The organism is Arthrobacter sp. UYNi723 (assembly GCF_054057635.1).
In genome coordinates this window covers 70,759-88,350 of the sequence record NZ_JBSRZM010000002.1, presented here as the reverse complement: position 1 = coordinate 88,350, position 17,592 = coordinate 70,759, and the positions used below count along the sequence as shown (strand labels likewise).

The following is a 17,592-nucleotide window of genomic DNA, read 5'->3' as shown; positions in this document are numbered from 1 at the left end:
CCGCAGGCTGATGAACACCGACGAACTGTTGGACCGGGCGGGGAACCTCAAGGAAGCCCTGGTCGCCTACGCATCCTCCCCGGGGTTCGCCCGGCGTCTTTCGCAGGCCATGTCAGACTTCTCCGGGCTTGGGGGTGGGGAACAGAATCAGTGGGCGGAGGCCGTCGAGTCGCTGCTCTATGACCCGGACCAGGGCGGACGCGAGCCGCTACTCGACCGCTATCTGCGCACCAACAAGAATATTGAGCCTGACGAGCGACTCGTCTACGAGGGTTGGCGGGAGCGTAATGTTATCGGCGTCTTCCGCGTCGATGCCCGCAAAGGTGCCCGGCTTAGCCTGCATAACCTCATCGATCAGATGGATTACGATTCCTACGCCACCGCCGGGGCGGAGGCAATCAGCTTCGTCCAGCGAGGCGGCTACGTCATGACGCGTCTGGTGCCCATCGGGGATCTCTGGACGATCAGCGGGACCATGCGCCTGTTCGGCCCGCGGGACCTCCCCGGCGTCCAGACCCTGGCCGCGTCCCTGCTCAAACGCTTTCCCACCTTGGTATTCAATAATCCGGCGAATGTCGAGCAGGGACGCAGGATCGTCGGAGAGCACCACACCACGTTCCTGGACCTCTTTGGCGCGCATATCGTGAGCGGTACCGGGGGTGACATCATTGCGGCGTACCGCAGTTTCCTGAATGCCTGCAGCGAGGCGTCCGTCGCTGCAAATCCCAAGGCTTCCGCGCTGGTGACCGCCGCCGAACAGATCGCGCCGGATGATTCCTTCCCGCCGGAACTGGCAGAGTCCGACGACGTAGCGCTCTACCATCATCCGCTGATGGGTGTCTCCTTCCTGGTCTGCTACGGGCAGGTCGAGGCGGCATGCCGGACGCCTCCGGCCAATGCGGAGGACCCCGCTGCGGAAGTCCTGCGTGGCTATGTGGAGGACAAGACGGTTCCCGGTTACGTCCTTGAGGACCTTGCAGCGAAATACCCGGACACGGTCGACGCCGCCTACCGGGCTGCCTTGTCCAGCCCCGGATTCCGCTGGGAGCACGACGGCGTGGCCCTGCTCCGCCTGCACAAGCCGAACTTCACCCGGGACAAAGAACTTCCTGGCGTCACGCCGGTGCCTTCATCACTGATCGATGAATACCGCCGGCTCAGCTAGGGCCCGGAACTGGGCCCAGTGCGGCAAGGGACGGGTGTACGCCGCCGATCCCGGCGGCCTTGCCGTCCAGAAGATTCCTCGTCCCGTGGCCGATGTACCGTGCCACTTTTTCCCCGACGGCGGATCCGTCGACCTGTTCGAGGGCGTGCGCCAGCTCTTCGAGCGTTCCGGTGACGGCGTGCCATGCATGCCGTTCATCGAGTCCCCAGGAGACGCCTTCTGCAACCAGGTCCTCCATTGTCAACGACGGCTGATAGGCGCGGGAGTTGATCCGGAGGGACATGTTCAGCTGGCCGTTGGGCGACAGGGCTTGCGTTGACACGTCGTAGAGCGGCGCCAGCCTGACGGCACCGTCGGGGCTTCGGAGGGTGGAAAAGTTCTTGGCGTGGGCGTCGGTGTTGCCGACGGCGGTGTTGAAGGCAGTGTGCGCGAGCAGCGTCTCGCGGTCGTCGGGCCCCGCACCGAGGACGTCACGGCGTCGTCGCAGAAGTCCAGCGAGGTTCTTCAGGTTTGCGGCGGCATTGACACCTTCGAACTTGCTGTCCGTGTCCCAAGGCAGGCCAAGGGCTTGGGCGCCGTCCTCTTGGTGGATACGCTCCACCCTCCGGCCAGAGACTCGGCGGTCGTAGCGTTCCAGGACGAGGACGGTCCGGCCTGCAAAGGTGCGCACGTCGCTGGCGAATGTGCTCAGCCCGATCCGCCGCGAAAGCTCCAGGCAGTACGCCTCGGCGTGCAGGGCGTGCTCGTTCCCCGCGGCCACGGGCTTGATGATGTGCGTGGATGCGGCGCCGTCGATGCCCGCGTGCCACACCCCGTCCAGCAGGGCAAGCGTGGTCTTGGGCTGGTAGCCAGCAAGGGAGCCGCCGCCGCCGACGGCGCCAAGCGCGTAGTCGTTGATGAGGATTAACCGCTCCGCGATCTGCTCATCCGTTAGTGCTTCATAGGATTCGGCCGGTTCCCCAGGTTTCCCCCCTATGCGAATGGCACCGGCGACGTCGCGGCCGGCATATGACACCAGTGCGAAGACATCATCGCGGCTGGCCTGCGCCTGTTTGGCAAGGTTCGACCTGCCAGATCCTTCCGGCAGCAGTCCACCGAAGAACGCAGTGGCCGCCTCCGGGGTCGAGGGGCGGGGTCCAAGTGGCAGGTTGGCGGACAGGATCCGCGAGCCGATCCCAAACCGGGCCATCCCGGCGTCGGAGGATTCGAACGTCACGGTGGCGGCGCCGTTGCGGACCATGCGGCCGATGACAGTGCCGTAGAGGTGGACCTCCTGCGCTTCAGCCACGGTCGGGGCCTTCCCTGAAGGTCAGTTCGATGCCGAGTTTTTCCATGACGGCGAAGAACTGGTCGTTGAGCACCTTGGGCTTGCCGGTCTCCAGTTCGGAGAGGTACCGCTGGCTGACGCCGAGCCGGCCGGCAAGGTCGCGCTGGGAGAGCCCGCTACGCTGTCGGATGCCGTAGACCATCAGGCCCAGATCGGCCACTGACTTCATGACGCCGTGCACACGGCCTCCCTGATGAGCTATTCGTAATAGGTGAGGATCGATTACCTTTTCGTAATCATATCAGCGTGATTACGAAAACGTAATGGCGTCGCCGCGTGTGCGCGGCCGGCCCGGAGCGTCCCCGTAGAATAGCGCCATGATCGTTGGCATTGGCGTAGACGTTGTAGACATCGAGCGGTTCGGCCGCCAGCTTGAGCGCACCCCGGGGCTCCGCGACCGGCTGTTCGTGCCCGCGGAACGCGAGCTGAACACCCGCTCGCTGGCCGCGCGGTTCGCCGCCAAGGAGGCCGTGGCCAAGGTCCTCGGCGCGCCGGCCGGCATGAACTGGCAGGACTGCTGGATTGGCCTGGACCAGCACGGCCCCACCATCCAGGTCAAAGGAACTGTGCTGGCGGTGGCCGAGTCCAAGGGCGTCAAACGCTGGCACGTCTCCATGAGCCACGACGGCGGCATCGCCACCGCCACGGTCCTGGCCGAAGGCTGAGCCACTTACAGCTCCGCCCAACGACGGACCTCACACCATGATCAGCGCCTATACCGGAACCCAGATCAGGGCGGCAGAACAGCCGTTCCTGGCTGCCGGGATGGGCGCTGTTCTGATGCAGAGAGCCTCCCACGGGCTTGCCAACGCGGTGGTGCACGAGCTGAAGGCAGGCCGCCGGCGGCTTTACGGCGCCAGCGTGGCCGTCCTCGCTGGCAAAGGCAACAACGGGGGAGACGGCCTCTTCGCCGCCTCGTTCCTGGCCGCCAGGGGAATGCGTACGACGGCGGTGCTCACCGCCGGAGCGGCGCACCCCGAGGCGCTGGCTGCTTTTGAGCGCGCCGGCGGGCGCGTGCACCTCCTCACTGAATTCAACGCCAGCCAGCTGGCCGCACACGTGGCGGGTGCCGACGTCGTAATTGACGCAATCCTGGGGACGGGCGCCCGCGGCGGCCTTAGGGGCGCGGAAGCCGATCTCGTGAGCGGCCTTTCGGATTTGCGGCTGTCGGCCGGGGATCCGGGGATTGTGGTTGCCTGCGATACCCCCAGCGGCGTTGATGCCGACACCGGGGAAGCCCATGCGCCGGTGCTGTCCGCGGATGTGACGGTCACTTTCGCCGCAGCCAAAGTGGGGCTGCTGGCGGACCCGGGCGCCGATCACGCCGGCCGCATCCACGTGGTGCCTATCGGCATCGAAGAGGAGCTGCCCTGGCCGGCGCTGCGCAGGTTTGAGCCGGTGGACCTGGCCCGGCTCCTGCCCCAGCCCGGGAGGCGCTCGCACAAGTATTCCCGCGGCGTCCTGGGCGTCGTGGCCGGATCCGCCGACTATCCGGGCGCCGCCGTGCTGGCCTGCCGGGGTGCGCTGGCTGCCGGCGCGGGGATGGTCCGCTACCTGGGCCCGCCCGAGGTGGCCGACCTGGTGCGGCAGGCGTGCCCGGAAGTGGTGTGCAGTACGGGCTCTGTCGCGGAGACGCACGTCCAGGCGTGGCTGGTGGGTTCGGGCATGGGTCCTGGCGACACCGAACAGCTCCGGCGCGCCCGTGACGCCGTGGAATCCGGCCTGCCCGTGATCGCCGACGCCGGGGCGCTACCCGCCCTGCCTGCGGTCCTGGCGCCGCAGGTGATTCTCACGCCGCACGCCGGCGAGCTGGCGGCCCTCCTCCAGCGGCTCGCCTCGTCCCCCGACAGCCCGGACTTTGATCCCGCCCCCGACCGCACCGCCGTCGAGGCTTCCACCCTTGGTGCTGCCCGGCACGCCGCCGTGCTGACCGAGGCCACCGTCCTGCTGAAGGGTGCCACCACCCTGGTCGCGTCGCCTTTCCAGGATTTCTACAGCCAGGCGGACGGCACGGCGTGGCTCGCCACCGCCGGAAGCGGCGACGTCCTGGCCGGGATCATCGGTGCGCTGCTCGCCCAACTGGGGTCCGACGTCGGGCGCTTCCGTGATGCGGGCATCGATCCGGACGAGCGCTGGGCGGCGATTGCCGCCCTCGGGGCCAGCCTCCACGGCCGCGCGGGAGCGGCCGCCTCCGGCAGCGGGCCGCTGACGGCCGGCCGGATTGCGGACGCAATACCAGACGTTTGGTATAAAGTCAGCCTGCTTAGTAAACCGGCGGGCCGGAAACGTAATAGTCACACCCACCCGCTACCGTGGGCATAGGTTTTGTACCGGCAGGGGCGGTTTTGTGTCCACACACCCGCGGTCGAACAACGATGAGGAGCACGCATGGAAATCTGGCCCGGAACGGCATATCCGCTTGGCGCCACTTTTGACGGGACCGGCACGAACTTCGCTTTGTTCAGCGAACGCGCCGAAAAGGTGGAGCTGTGCCTCTTCGATGACGACGGCGTGGAAACCCGGTTCAGGCTCGATGAGGTGGACGGCTATGTGTGGCACGGCTACGTCCCGCAGGTCCAGCCCGGCCAGAAATACGGCTACCGCGTCCACGGGCCCTACGACCCGGACTCCGGCAACCGCTTCAACCCCAACAAACTGCTCCTGGACCCGTACGCCAAGGCCGTGCACGGGCAGATGGACTGGGAGCCGGCACTTTTCTCCTACAACCTGGGCGAGCCGGACTCTATCAACAATGAGGACTCCGCGCCGCACATGATGATGGGCGTGGTGATCAACCCGTTCTTCGACTGGGACGGCGACCATAACCTGCGCATTCCGTATCACAAGTCGGTCATTTACGAGGCCCACGTCAAGGGCCTGACCCAACTCCACCCGGAGATCCCCGAGGAGCAGCGCGGCACCTACGCCGGCGTGGCACACCCGTCCGTCATCGCGCACCTGCAGAAGCTGGGCATCACCGCCATCGAGCTGATGCCGGTGCACCAGTTCGTCAACGAGGGCACCCTGAAGGACAAGGGCCTGAACAACTACTGGGGCTACAACACCATCGGCTTCTTCGCGCCGCAGAACACCTACAGCTCCACCGGCGACACCGGCCAGCAGGTCCAGGACTTCAAAGCCATGGTCCGCACGCTGCACCGCGCCGGCATCGAAGTGATCCTGGACGTGGTCTACAACCACACCGCCGAAGGCAACCACTTGGGCCCCACGCTTTCCTTCAAGGGCATCGACAACGCCTCCTACTACCGGCTCATGGAGGGCGACGAGAAGCACTACATGGACTACACGGGCACCGGCAACTCGCTCAATGTCCGCCAGCCGCACTCGCTGCAGCTGCTCATGGATTCCTTGCGGTACTGGGTCACCGAAATGCACGTGGACGGCTTCCGCTTCGACCTCGCATCCACTTTGGCCCGCGAGTTCTACGACGTGGACAAGCTCTCCACCTTCTTCGAGCTCATCCAGCAGGATCCGGTGGTGTCCCAGGTCAAGCTCATCGCCGAGCCCTGGGACGTGGGTCCCGGCGGCTACCAGGTGGGCAACTTCCCGCCGCAGTGGACGGAGTGGAACGGCCAGTACCGCGACACGGTCCGGGACTTCTGGCGCGGCGAACCGGCCACACTGGGCGAATTCGCGTCCCGCCTCACCGGCTCCGCCGACCTGTACGAGCACTCGGGCCGCCGGCCCGTGGCGTCCATCAACTTTGTCACCGCCCATGATGGCTTCACGCTTGCCGACCTCGTGTCCTACAACGAGAAGCACAACGACGCCAACGGTGAGAACAACAACGACGGTGAATCCCACAACCGGTCCTGGAACTGCGGGGCGGAAGGTCCCACCGACGATCCCGCCGTCCTCGGGCTGCGCGCCCGCCAGCAACGGAACTTCATCGCCTCGCTGCTCCTGTCCCAGGGTGTGCCCATGCTGCTGCACGGTGACGAAATGGGACGCACCCAGCAGGGCAACAACAACGGCTACTGCCAGGATTCGGAACTGACCTGGATCAACTGGGAGAACATCGACCAGCCCCTCGTCGAATTCACCGCCGCCGTAAACGCGCTCCGCGCCAAGCACCCCACGTTCCGCCGGAGCAGGTTCTTCGACGGCCGCCCCGTCCGCAGAGGCGAAGGCGAACGGCTGCCGGACATCGTATGGCTTGACGTTGACGGCGACACCATGAAGCCGGAGGACTGGGACAGCGGCTTCGGCCGCTCGGTAGGGGTGTTCCTCAACGGCGACGGCATCCAGGGCAAGGATGTCCGCGGCCGCCGGATCACGGACGTGAACTTCCTGCTGTACTTCAACGCCCACGATGACATGGTGAATTTCACGCTGCCGGCCGACGAATACGCACCGGCCTGGGACATCATCATCGATACCGCCGGCCACAATGCGGACACCGAACCGGTCCAGGCCGGTGACGCTCTGCCGGTGGACGCAAAGTCGCTGGTGGTCCTCCGGGCCCACACCGTTCCCGATGTTGAACCGGACCATTCCGTAGCCGCGTCGCTTGCCGCGCTGTCGCAGACCGCCACCAGCGAGACCGAGTCCCTCAGCACACCCATGGTGGCCGAGCCCGGGAAGACCACGAAAGTGGGGGACCGGAAGGGCGGCGCCAAGTGAAGGCTCCGGCGTCCACCTACCGGCTCCAGATCCGCAGCAGCTTCACACTCTTTGATGCGGCCGCGACCGTTCCGTACCTGAAATCACTGGGCGTGGATTGGGTCTACCTGTCTCCGATCCTGACGGCGGAACATGGTTCCGATCACGGCTATGACGTGACGGACCCGTCGTCGGTGGACCCGGAGCGGGGCGGCCCGGAAGGCCTGTTGGCACTCTCTTCAGCCGCACGGGAGCATGGCATGGGGGTGCTCGTGGACATCGTCCCCAACCATGTGGGCGTGGCCTCGCCGGCGCAGAACCCGTGGTGGTGGTCGCTGCTGCAGGAAGGGCGCGGCTCGCCTTACGCGGGAGCGTTCGACGTCGACTGGGACTTTGGTGCCGGCCGGATCCGGATCCCCGTCCTGGGCAGCGATGACGACCTTGGGCTTCTGGAGGTTGCCGATGGTGAGCTCCGCTATTACGGCCACCGCTTTCCGTTGGCCGCAGGTTCATACTCCGACGGCGACTCTCCGCGGGCTGTGCATGACCGGCAGCATTACGAACTCGTCTCCTGGCGCCGGGCAGACAGCGAGCTGAACTACCGGCGGTTCTTCGCGGTCAACACCCTGGCGGGCATCCGGGTTGAGGAGCCTTGGGTTTTTGACCAGGCCCACGCCGAGGTGAAGCGCTGGTTCGACGCCGGCCTGGTTGACGGGCTGCGTGTGGACCACCCGGACGGCCTCGCGGATCCTGCCGGATATCTTCGCTGGCTCAAGGACCTCAGCGGCGGCGCCTACGTCCTGGTGGAGAAGATCCTGGAGCCGGGGGAGGAGTTGCCGGCGGAAGTCGCCTGCGAAGGCACCACCGGCTACGACGCCCTGGCCGACCTGGACCGCCTGCTGGTGGACCCGGCCGGCGAGGCTGCGTTGGACGCACTTGATGCACGGCTGCGTTCCGGCGAGCCTGCGGACTATGCGGCCATGATCCTGGGGACCAAGCGTGCCGTGGCGGACGGCATGCTGCGGTCCGAGATCCTGCGGCTGGCACGCCTTGTTCCCGCTTCCGCGAGTCTGTCCGGGGACGTCGCGGCCGATGCCCTGGCCCAGGTCATCGCGGCCTTCCCCGTGTACCGGACCTACCTTCCCACGGGTGAGGACGTGCTGCGCGAGGCCTGCGCGGCTGCAGCCCGCCAGCGCCCTGACCTGGCCGAGGTGCTGGACGTGCTGCTGCCCCTGCTGCTGGAGCCCGAAACTGAACTGGGCCGACGTTTCCAGCAGACGTCCGGCATGGTGATGGCCAAGGGCGTGGAGGACACGGCCTTCTACCGTTACACCCGCCTGGGGACACTGACGGAAGTGGGAGCGGACCCGTCCCACTTCTCGCTGGCCCCGGAAGAGTTCCACAGGCGGATGGCCGAGCGCCAGGAGTCCCTGCCGCTGTCCATGACCACGCTGACCACACACGACACCAAGCGCAGCGAGGACACCCGGGCACGGATTTCCGTGATCGCCGAGCTGCCAGACGAGTGGGCCGCAACCCTGGACACGCTTCGCGGGCTCGCCCCGGTGCCCGACGGCCCGTTCGAGAACCTGCTGTGGCAGGCGGTCATCGGTGCGTGGCCGGCGTCGCGGGAGCGGCTGCAGGCCTATGCGGAGAAGGCGGCCCGGGAAGCAGCCAATTCCACCACCTGGACGGATCCGGACGAAAAGTTCGAAGCACGGGTTAAGGCAGCGGTGGATGCAGTGTTCGACGACGCCCGGGTCACCACGGCGATCGAGGTCTTCGTCGCCAGAACGGATGCCTTTGCCGCCGCCAACTCGCTGTCCCTGAAGCTGCTCCAGCTGACCATGCCGGGGGTACCGGATGTGTATCAGGGCACCGAATTCTGGGACCGCTCGCTGGCCGACCCTGACAATAGGCGGGCTGTCGACTTCAAACGCCGCGAAACCGCCCTTGCCGCACTGGATGCCGGCACGAGCCCGGGGGACTTCCGGGACGAGGCCGCGAAAATGCTGCTGACCTCCCGGGCGCTGCGCCTCCGCCGGGACCGGCCTGAACTGTTCCAGGGCTACCGGCCCGTTGTTGCTTCCGGCGCAGCGGCGGACCACCTGGTGGCGTTCGACCGCGGGGCGGATAGCAGCACTGGTGGCGCACCCGGCGCCTTGACCCTTGCGACGAGGCTTCCCTCCGGACTGGAACGCACCGGCGGGTGGCAGGACGCCGCCGTCGCACTTTCCACTGCCATGCGGGACGAACTCACGGGACGGACGCACGGCCCCGGCCCGGTGCCGGTGGCCGGCATCCTCCAGCAGTACCCTGTGGCGCTGCTCGCGCCCGTGAACGGAGATAACGCATGAGCCTGACGCACCACGGTTCCGGCCGGTTCGATCTCTGGGCCCCGGGCGCCTCGGCCGTCTCGCTGCTCGCCAACGGGCAGCAATACCCCATGAAACAGTCGGCGGGAGCCCCCGGCGCAGATGGCTGGTGGTCCGCGCCGGACGCGCCGGCGGACGCAGACGTCGATTACGGCTACTTGCTCGACGGCGACGACCACCCGTTGCCCGACCCCCGGTCCCGCCGCCTCCCGGACGGCGTCCACGCAATGTCCCGCACCTACGATCCCGCCGTCTACGCCTGGCAGGACGCCGGCTGGCAGGGGAAGGAACTGCGCGGCTCGGTCATCTACGAACTCCACGTGGGAACCTTTACGCCCGCAGGAACCCTTGATGCTGCTGCCGACAAGCTAGGCTACCTCGCTGACCTCGGCATCGATTTTGTGGAGCTGCTGCCGGTCAACGGATTCAACGGCACCCACAACTGGGGCTACGACGGCGTCCAATGGTTCGCGGTCCACGAAGGGTACGGCGGGCCGTCGGCCTACCAGCGTTTTGTGGACGCCGCCCACGCCGCCGGCCTGGGAGTCATCCAGGACGTGGTCTACAACCACCTGGGACCCAGCGGCAACTACCTGCCCAAATTCGGCCCGTACCTCAAGCATGGCGACGCCAACACATGGGGCGATTCGGTCAACCTCGACGGCCCGGGGTCCGACGTCGTGCGTGAATACATCCTGGACAATGCCGCGCTGTGGCTGCGCGACTATCACGTGGACGGGCTGCGCCTGGATGCCGTCCATGCACTCCGTGACGAGCGGGCCGTGCACCTGCTGGAAGAGTTCGGCGCGCTGGGCGATGCGATCTCCGCGGAGACGGGGCTTCCCAAGACCCTCATCGCGGAATCGGACCTCAACAATCCGCGGCTGATCTACCCCCGCGACGCCAACGGCTACGGCCTCGCCGGGCAGTGGAGCGACGACTTCCACCACGCGGTGCACGTCAACGTCAGCGGCGAGACCGCGGGGTATTACGGCGACTTCGCGTCCCTCGGTGTGCTGGCCAAGGTTCTCAAGGACGGCTTCCTGCACGACGGCAGCTACTCCAGCTTCCGCGGACGCCATCACGGCCGGCCCATCAACACTTCGCTGGTCCACCCCACGGCCCTGGTGGTGTGCAGCCAGAACCACGACCAGATCGGCAACCGGGCCATCGGGGACAGGCTGTCCCAGTCCCTTCCGTACGGTCCGTTGGCTGTGGCCGCAGTGCTGACGCTGACCTCGCCGTTTACGCCCATGCTGTTTATGGGCGAGGAATTCGGTGCCTCCACGCCCTGGCAGTTTTTCACGTCGCACCCCGAGCCGGAGCTGGGCAAGGCGACGGCGGAGGGCAGGATCCGCGAATTCGAGCGCATGGGGTGGGACCCCGCCGTCGTCCCCGATCCGCAGGATCCCGAAACGTTCCGGCGCTCCAAGCTCAACTGGGCGGAGGCTGCTGACGGTGACCACGCCCGGCTCTTGTCGCTGTACCGCTCGTTGACCGCGCTGCGGCGCGCTTACCCCGAACTGGCCGGCCTCGGGTTCGCGGAAACGGACGTGACGTTCGACGACGACGCCGGCTGGTTGCGTTTCCGGCGCGGGTCCATGGAGGTGCTGCTGAACTTCTCCGCGTCGCCGGTGCGCCTGGTCGGTGTGCGGGGGGCGGTGCTGCTTTCGACGGACGAGGACTCATCGCTGGACGCGGACGCGTTCTTGCTTTCGGCACACAGTGGGGCGGTACTGACTATTGGGGCAGAAGTAGCCTCCAGCCCTCCCCTGACGCGGAAATTAGGGTGACGTTGTCCCGTTGACTGGAAGTTAGGATGGGAATTTGTGTCGCTGGGGAATCAGGACGGGCGGCGCACCCTGTGACGCTCCGCTCTCTTCTGCACGCGGGCTGCCTGGCTGGCGTCGCTTCCGGGCAGTTATCCGGATTTGGTGTCAGATGCGTCCGTGGGCCACTCCCCGGCCTGGGCTGCTTCGGGCTCTCCGCTTCCGGGCAGGCCCCGCCAGATGAGTACCCCTGCGGCCGCGGCCGCCGCGAGAAGGCCCGCGGTCAGCCATGTCTTGGCGTGGCCGTGGTGTGTGCGGTTGAGCTTCCGCTCTGCCCGGCGTACCGCCGTTTCGGCAGCCTTCCGTGCCTGTTTTGCGGACTTCTGATTGCCTGTGAGTGTGAGGACCACCGCGTGGAGTACCTCGGGCACATTGGCTTCCTCAAGCCGGGACAGCGCCCACCGCACAGCGGCTTCGGCCTGGGGTGAGCGGTCCTGCGCGGCGTGTTTGATCCAGCCCGCAACGCGGGGCTGAACGTCGTGGCCGGGTTTCTTCCGTCCGTCCATGGTGATCTCCTTAGCGGCCGATGGTTCCGGGACCTGAGTTGGATGATTTTTACCGCACCGGCAACGGCGACCAACACGCCTCCGCCCACGGAGACCCGGACCATCACGGCGCGGGTGACCCCACCGGGCGCCTGTCGGCGGCCGGTGGGGCCCGGGTGCCCCGGTCCGCGGCAGCCTGCGGGCCGTGCGCCTCAGTGTTTCTTGAGGGCGTCCTTGACTTTTTCTGCGGCCTGCTTCAGGTTTGCCTTGCTCTGGTCGGTTTTGCCTTCGGCCTTCAGGCTTTCATTCCCGGTCGCTTCGCCGGCTGTTTCTTTGCCTTTGCCCGCGGCCTTCTCGGCGGCGTGCTTGAACTTGTCACCCAAACCCATGATCTTTTCCCCTATCGAGCGGATGGTCCGCCGGGTGGTCCCGGCAGGACATCTTCATCGTCGCCCCGGGTGCCCTCACGGGATCCTTATCCTGCGCCGTTCATTAGCGCCAAAGAATCAGGTGCAGGGAAACTGTATACGGGTCCTCTGCAGCCCGCCGGACTTCGGGGGTCAGGTATCGCCCATTGACTCTTTGTGATCCAGGTCATATTCTAGCGGCGGAAGAAAGTTTCCACGATACGTAATTTCTCCTACGTTTTGAGTGCGGATTGAGGCTGTCGTGACCATTCGTAACAATGACCTTGAGGACGCCGACCTGACGGTAACTGGTGCGGATCCGTCCCTGTATAACGAGGATCTCGCCCCGCTGCCGGCGTCGAGACGTACCTGGGGCTGGTTCGCCATCTTCAACGTCTGGTCAAACGACATTCAAAGCCTGGCCGGTTACACCCTGGCCGCCAGCCTGTTCATTACCGCAGGGATCAACGGCTGGTTCGTCTTTGCCGCCATCCTGCTCTCCGGATTCATCATCAAGGTCCTCGTCGATCTGAGCGGGCGGCCAAGTGTCAAGTATGGGTTTCCGTTCCCGGTGCTTGCCCGGGCTTCAATGGGAGTGCGGGGAGCCCAGTTCCCGGCCATTGTCCGTGCCGTGGTCGCCATTTTCTGGTACGGCGCCCAGACATATTTCGCTTCGACGGCAATCTCACTGGCCTTGAACGCTCTGTTGGGGAGTCCGGGAGGCGCCGAGTTCCTCGGGATGGACTGGGTGTCCTGGGTTTCCTATGTGCTCGCATCTGCCCTGCAGGTTGCGCTCTTCCTTGGCGGTATCGAACGGATTGCACGCTTCCTCAACATCGCAGGGCCAGCCGTTTACCTGGTGATGATCGCCCTGCTCGTGGCGATCTGGGCTCAGGTCGGCACTGAACTGCCCCAAGCCGTCGGGACCATCTTCTCCCGCGCCGATGTGACGGGTTGGGCTGCCTTCTCCGCGTTCGCAGGAGTCACTGGCACCATGGTGGCCTACTTCGCCGCCGTCGTGATCAACTTCGGTGACTTCGCACGCAACGTTCGCACGGAGCGGGCCATGCGCTTCGGCAACCTTACCGGCCTGCCGATCAGTTTGGCTCTGTTCACCTTTCTTTCAGTATTCATCACGGCGGGCGCCTATCTCCTGTACCAGGACGGGCAGGGAGAGCCTCTGACCAATCCGGCCGACATTGTCGGTCTCGTGGACAGCGTTCCTCTCACCGTCCTGGCAGCCGTGACCTTCCTGGTCGCGACCCTTGGCATCAATGTCGTGGCCAACTTCATCCCCCCGTCCTATTCTCTGTCGAATATCAGCCCGGCCAGGATCTCCTTCCGCAAGGCGGGCATGATCACAGCGGTTGCTGGATTCATCATCGGGGCGCTGTGGGTTGCGGTCATCTCAAGCATCGGGCTGCCCAAGTTCGTTGACACGCTGGGCGCTGTGCTGGCCCCGCTGTACGGCATCATCATTGCCGACTACTACTTTGTCCGGAAGCAACGCCTTAATCTTCACGACCTGTACTCGACCGACCCCCAAGGCGCCTACCACTTCACCGGCGGATGGAACCGCAGGGCGCTCATGGCCTTCGGCCTGGCTGCCGTCTTCTCGGTCCTGGCCGTGTGGCTGCCGCAGATGGCCCAGCTCAGCGGTTTCGCCTGGATCCTCGGTGCTGCGCTCGGCGGGCTCTTCCACTGGATGGCGATGCGGAAGTTTGTCGTCCACACGTCCCATCTCGACCGCTGATATGTAGGTCATCACCGGCTTTCCATCCAGGTCACGTCGCGACAGTGGAGTCCGATCTCGATGGCCCAGTGGCCACGGATGAACGCACCGATCCGGGCAGGTTTGCCCTCGGTGGTCGCATGCGGGGTCGGTGCCGATGCCCAGCCCGGCACTTTTGGTTCGGTATGTCGGTCAGGTGGGTACCAATCGGGCCGTCCTAGGGGGCACCGTTCAGGCTGACCCTTGCGGTCTGTAGTGCGCGTCACAGATGGCAGGATGGTATGTATGACTTATTCAGCCACGGAAGACCGCTATGAATCCATGCCCTACCGCCGCGTCGGACGCAGCGGACTGAAACTGCCGGCCATTTCCCTGGGACTCTGGCACAACTTCGGCGACGACAAGCCCTTCGAAGTGCAGCGCGCCATCCTGCGCCGCGCCTTCGACCTGGGCGTCACCCACTTCGACCTCGCGAACAACTACGGACCGCCCTACGGCGCCGCCGAGACCAACTTCGGCCGCCACTTCAAGGACGACTTCAAGCCGTACCGCGACGAACTCATCATCTCCAGCAAGGCCGGCTACGACATGTGGCCGGGCCCGTACGGCAACTTTGGCTCCCGCAAGTACCTGCTGGCCAGCCTGGACCAGTCCCTGGAGCGCATGGGCCTGGACTACGTGGACATCTTCTACAGCCACCGCCCGGACCCGGAAACGCCGATGGAAGAGACCATGGGCGCGCTGGACCACGCAGTCCGCTCGGGCAGGGCCTTGTACGCCGGCATCTCGTCCTACACCCCGGCCCAGACCCTCGAGGCCGCGCGGATCCTGAAGGAACTGGGCACACCGCTGCTGATCCACCAGCCGAGCTACTCCATGCTGAACCGCTGGACTGAGAACGGCAGCCCCAACCTCTACGAGGCCTTGGAGCAGGTGGGCGCCGGCTGCATCGCCTTCTCGCCGCTGGCCCAGGGAATGCTTACGGGCCGCTACCTCAACGGCGTGCCCGCGGATTCCCGGGCAGCGCAGCAAAAGTCACTGGACGAAGCCATGATCACTCCCGAGAACCTGGACCGCGTCCGCGGGCTCCACCGGATCGCCGAGGGCCGGGGCCAGACCCTCGCGCAAATGGCGATCGCCTGGATCCTCCGTGAGCAGGGCAAGGGCTCCTCCGTGACATCCGCACTCGTCGGCGCTTCCAGCGTCCGGCAACTGGAAGACACCCTGTCCGCCATCAACAACCTGGACTTCACCGCAGACGAGGTCAATGCCATCGACGAGTTCGCCGTCGAGTCGGACATCAACCTATGGAAGCAGAAGTAACAACGTAACGCTTCAACTGACGGGGGCCGGGAACAATCCCGGCCCCCGCTTGGTTGGGTAAGATGAAAAGGCGCCGAATGGCGCACTGCCAGCGTGCCGCCGTCGTACTTTCCGGTACTGACCGTTCTGGCGGCTGAAGTTGTCTTCAAAGGAGTTCCGTGTCTGCAAATCCGATTCGTGTTGCCATCGTTGGTGTGGGTAACTGCGCCGCCTCGCTCGTCCAGGGCGTGCAGTATTACCGTGATGCCGATCCCCAGGCCACGATCCCGGGTCTGATGCACGTGGAGTTCGGCAAGTACCACGTCAACGATGTCCAGTTTGTTGCCGCTTTTGATGTTGACGGCAAGAAGGTGGGCGTGGACCTCGCCGACGCCATCCTGGCCAGCGAGAACAACACCATCAAGATCGCCGACGTGCCCCCGACCGGCGTGACCGTCCAGCGCGGCCACACCCTGGACGGCCTCGGCAAGTACTACCTCGAGACCATCGAACAGTCCGCCGAAGAGCCCGTTGACATTGTCGCTGCGCTCCGCGAATCCAAGGCCGACGTTATGGTCTGCTACCTCCCGGTTGGTTCCGAGGATGCAGCGCACTTCTACGCGCAGGCTGCCATCGACGCCGGCGTGGCGTTCGTCAACGCCCTCCCCGTGTTCATCGCCGGCACCAAGGAATGGGCCGACAAGTTCACCGCCGCCGGCGTCCCGATCGTGGGCGACGACATCAAGAGCCAGATCGGTGCCACCATCACGCACCGCGTTATGGCCAAGCTCTTCGAAGACCGCGGCGTCACCCTGGATCGCACATACCAGCTGAACGTCGGCGGCAACATGGACTTCAAGAACATGCTGGAGCGCGACCGCCTGGAGTCCAAGAAGATCTCCAAGACCCAGGCCGTGACCTCCAACGTTGAGGCCGACATTGCACCGCGCAATGTGCACATCGGCCCGTCCGACTACGTCCAGTGGCTCGACGACCGCAAGTGGGCCTTCGTCCGCCTCGAAGGCCGCAACTTCGGTGACGCCCCCGTGTCGCTGGAATACAAGCTCGAAGTCTGGGACTCACCGAACTCCGCCGGCGTGATCATCGACGCCATCCGCGCAGCCAAGATCGGCCTGGACCGCGGCATCGGCGGCCCGCTGCTCTCCGCCTCGAGCTACTTCATGAAGTCCCCGCCGGAGCAGTTCAACGACGACCTCGCCCGTGAAAAGGTCGAGGCCTTCATCCGCGGCGACCTCGAGCGCTAAACGCTCTCCACCCCCTCGTTGCTCTATCAGTTGTGGTCCCCAAATCTATGGTTTGGGGACCACAACTGATAGGGCAACAGGCGTTTAAGGGGACGTGAGTGCAAGCCGGACCTGATCGACCGCGCGGTGGAAGTCGTGAGCCAGATCGTCCGCGTTGAATTTGAAGTACCTCCAGCCAGCGGCATTGAATGTTTCGTCGCGGCGATTGTCGCGCGACTGCTGCTCGCGGGTCAAGTGATGGCCGCCGTCGTACTGTATGGCGATCCGCTGGGCGCGGTAGCCCAAGTCTGCCGCCGGCGAGTAGGGGGCGGACTCCACAATTCGCAGTTGCAGTTCCGGTTCCGGCAGGCCTGCGGAAGTCAGAGCGAGGCGTAGGAACGTCTCAGGGGCGGAATCGGCTCCTGAACGGATGAGCTCGGTGGCCTCCCTGGCCTTCACGATACCTTTGAGCTTCGGGTGCCGCTTCAGCATTTCGTGCAGCTCGGTAAGCGTTGACCAAGGCGCCAGCCGGGCTTCGAGGCCGGGCCGGGGCTGACGGATCAGCTGGTCACCCACAGCCACCAGATCCTCCAGCGGTATGAGGCTGGCAAGGTCAAGCCACGTCCGGGCCGGGGTGGAGATCCGCATCCCGTCCAGCACCATGACCTCCCCATCAAAGGCCAGGACAGTGTGGCCAACTACGCCCTCCCGCCGCACAGGCGGCAGATTCCTGGGCTTGCTCAAATGGAGTTCCTGGCAGTCGCGGAACCAGGTAGGAAGCCAGAGCCCGAGCACGACGGCGGCCGTCAGATGCGAGATCCAGGCGCCCGGTGTGGCAGCGGAGAGTGCCCTGGCAAGTCCTCGGATCTCAAAGTCCCGCCCGTGGGCAGATACAGCAACCGTCCGGCTGAGGCGAGGTCGGAGGAACGAAGTCTGCCACTGCTCAGGTTGGCAGCTCGCGCCTCATGGACGGTGAACGGACCGGACGAAAGGCTGAACGGCAGAGGTGAAAAAGGGCGCATGCGGACCATTGTCGCCCGAAGTCAATCTCTCCCGCAGAAGTTATCCACAGGTCGCGTTGCTCTATCACTTTTGGTCGCTTT

14 protein-coding genes are annotated in these 17,592 nt (G+C 65.5%); 9 read left to right on the top strand and 5 right to left on the bottom strand.

The window, feature by feature from the left end; genetic code table 11:
• The first annotated feature begins 10 nt into the window (after positions 1 to 10).
• Complete coding sequence (locus ACVWY0_RS02240) at positions 11 to 1,165, top strand: hypothetical protein (protein WP_282329433.1); 1,155 nt, start codon at positions 11 to 13, stop codon at positions 1,163 to 1,165.
• On the opposite strand, the gene ACVWY0_RS02235 is transcribed toward ACVWY0_RS02240, so the two are convergent.
• Both ACVWY0_RS02235 and ACVWY0_RS02230 read right to left on the bottom strand, forming a co-directional pair.
• On the bottom strand, positions 1,158 to 2,453 hold the full coding sequence (locus tag ACVWY0_RS02235; protein ID WP_485835258.1) for a type II toxin-antitoxin system HipA family toxin: 1,296 nt from the start codon (positions 2,451 to 2,453) through the stop codon (positions 1,158 to 1,160). The two genes, ACVWY0_RS02240 and ACVWY0_RS02235, sit on opposite strands and share 8 nt — an antisense overlap.
• Positions 2,446 to 2,673, bottom strand: a complete 228-nt coding sequence (locus ACVWY0_RS02230; RefSeq protein ID WP_485835257.1) for a helix-turn-helix domain-containing protein — start codon at positions 2,671 to 2,673, stop codon at positions 2,446 to 2,448. Before ACVWY0_RS02230 ends, ACVWY0_RS02235 begins: the two co-directional genes overlap by 8 nt.
• A 136-nt stretch (positions 2,674 to 2,809) precedes the next feature.
• Here ACVWY0_RS02230 and ACVWY0_RS02225 point away from each other — a divergent pair, with 136 nt between their 5' ends.
• The 5 genes from ACVWY0_RS02225 to treZ all read left to right on the top strand — a co-directional run bounded on the left by ACVWY0_RS02225 (position 2,810) and on the right by treZ (position 11,283).
• Positions 2,810 to 3,157 carry a holo-ACP synthase gene (locus ACVWY0_RS02225; protein ID WP_056344245.1) on the top strand — a complete coding sequence of 116 codons (348 nt, stop codon included), beginning with the start codon at positions 2,810 to 2,812 and terminating at the stop codon, positions 3,155 to 3,157.
• Between the two features lie 37 nt (positions 3,158 to 3,194).
• Positions 3,195 to 4,814 (top strand): NAD(P)H-hydrate epimerase, encoded by a 1,620-nt coding sequence (locus ACVWY0_RS02220; protein WP_485835256.1) that lies wholly within the window; start codon positions 3,195 to 3,197, stop codon positions 4,812 to 4,814.
• 66 nt (positions 4,815 to 4,880) lie between these two features.
• On the top strand, positions 4,881 to 7,136 hold the full coding sequence (gene glgX, locus ACVWY0_RS02215) for a glycogen debranching protein GlgX (RefSeq protein WP_485835255.1): 2,256 nt from the start codon (positions 4,881 to 4,883) through the stop codon (positions 7,134 to 7,136).
• Positions 7,133 to 9,472: a malto-oligosyltrehalose synthase gene (treY, locus tag ACVWY0_RS02210; RefSeq protein WP_485835254.1), complete on the top strand. Its 2,340-nt coding sequence runs from the start codon at positions 7,133 to 7,135 to the stop codon at positions 9,470 to 9,472. The genes glgX and treY overlap by 4 nt, the downstream gene beginning before the upstream one ends.
• Entirely contained in the window at positions 9,469 to 11,283 is a 1,815-nt protein-coding gene (treZ, locus tag ACVWY0_RS02205) for a malto-oligosyltrehalose trehalohydrolase (protein WP_485835253.1), read from the top strand. Before treY ends, treZ begins: the two co-directional genes overlap by 4 nt.
• Before the next feature lie 128 nt (positions 11,284 to 11,411).
• Here the strand turns inward: treZ and ACVWY0_RS02200 are convergent, their stop codons facing one another.
• Together ACVWY0_RS02200 and ACVWY0_RS02195 are read right to left on the bottom strand one after the other, a co-directional pair.
• Complete coding sequence (locus ACVWY0_RS02200; RefSeq protein ID WP_485835252.1) at positions 11,412 to 11,825, bottom strand: hypothetical protein; 414 nt, start codon at positions 11,823 to 11,825, stop codon at positions 11,412 to 11,414.
• Positions 11,826 to 12,016: 191 nt separating this feature from the next.
• Positions 12,017 to 12,193: a CsbD family protein gene (locus ACVWY0_RS02195; RefSeq protein WP_485835251.1), complete on the bottom strand. Its 177-nt coding sequence runs from the start codon at positions 12,191 to 12,193 to the stop codon at positions 12,017 to 12,019.
• A 280-nt stretch (positions 12,194 to 12,473) separates the two neighbouring features.
• Between ACVWY0_RS02195 and ACVWY0_RS02190 the strand changes: the two genes are divergently transcribed.
• From ACVWY0_RS02190 to ACVWY0_RS02180, 3 genes are all read left to right on the top strand, one after another.
• A complete protein-coding gene (locus ACVWY0_RS02190; RefSeq protein WP_485835250.1) occupies positions 12,474 to 13,964 on the top strand; it encodes an NCS1 family nucleobase:cation symporter-1 in 1,491 nt (496 codons plus the stop codon).
• A 264-nt stretch (positions 13,965 to 14,228) separates the two neighbouring features.
• Entirely contained in the window at positions 14,229 to 15,266 is a 1,038-nt protein-coding gene (gene mgrA / locus ACVWY0_RS02185; protein ID WP_485835249.1) for an L-glyceraldehyde 3-phosphate reductase, read from the top strand.
• Between the two features lie 158 nt (positions 15,267 to 15,424).
• Positions 15,425 to 16,510, top strand: a complete 1,086-nt coding sequence (locus ACVWY0_RS02180; protein ID WP_056344223.1) for an inositol-3-phosphate synthase — start codon at positions 15,425 to 15,427, stop codon at positions 16,508 to 16,510.
• An 84-nt stretch (positions 16,511 to 16,594) separates the two neighbouring features.
• Here the strand turns inward: ACVWY0_RS02180 and ACVWY0_RS02175 are convergent, their stop codons facing one another.
• On the bottom strand, positions 16,595 to 17,233 hold the full coding sequence (locus tag ACVWY0_RS02175) for an endonuclease domain-containing protein (RefSeq protein ID WP_485835248.1): 639 nt from the start codon (positions 17,231 to 17,233) through the stop codon (positions 16,595 to 16,597).
• Positions 17,234 to 17,592 lie beyond the last annotated feature (359 nt).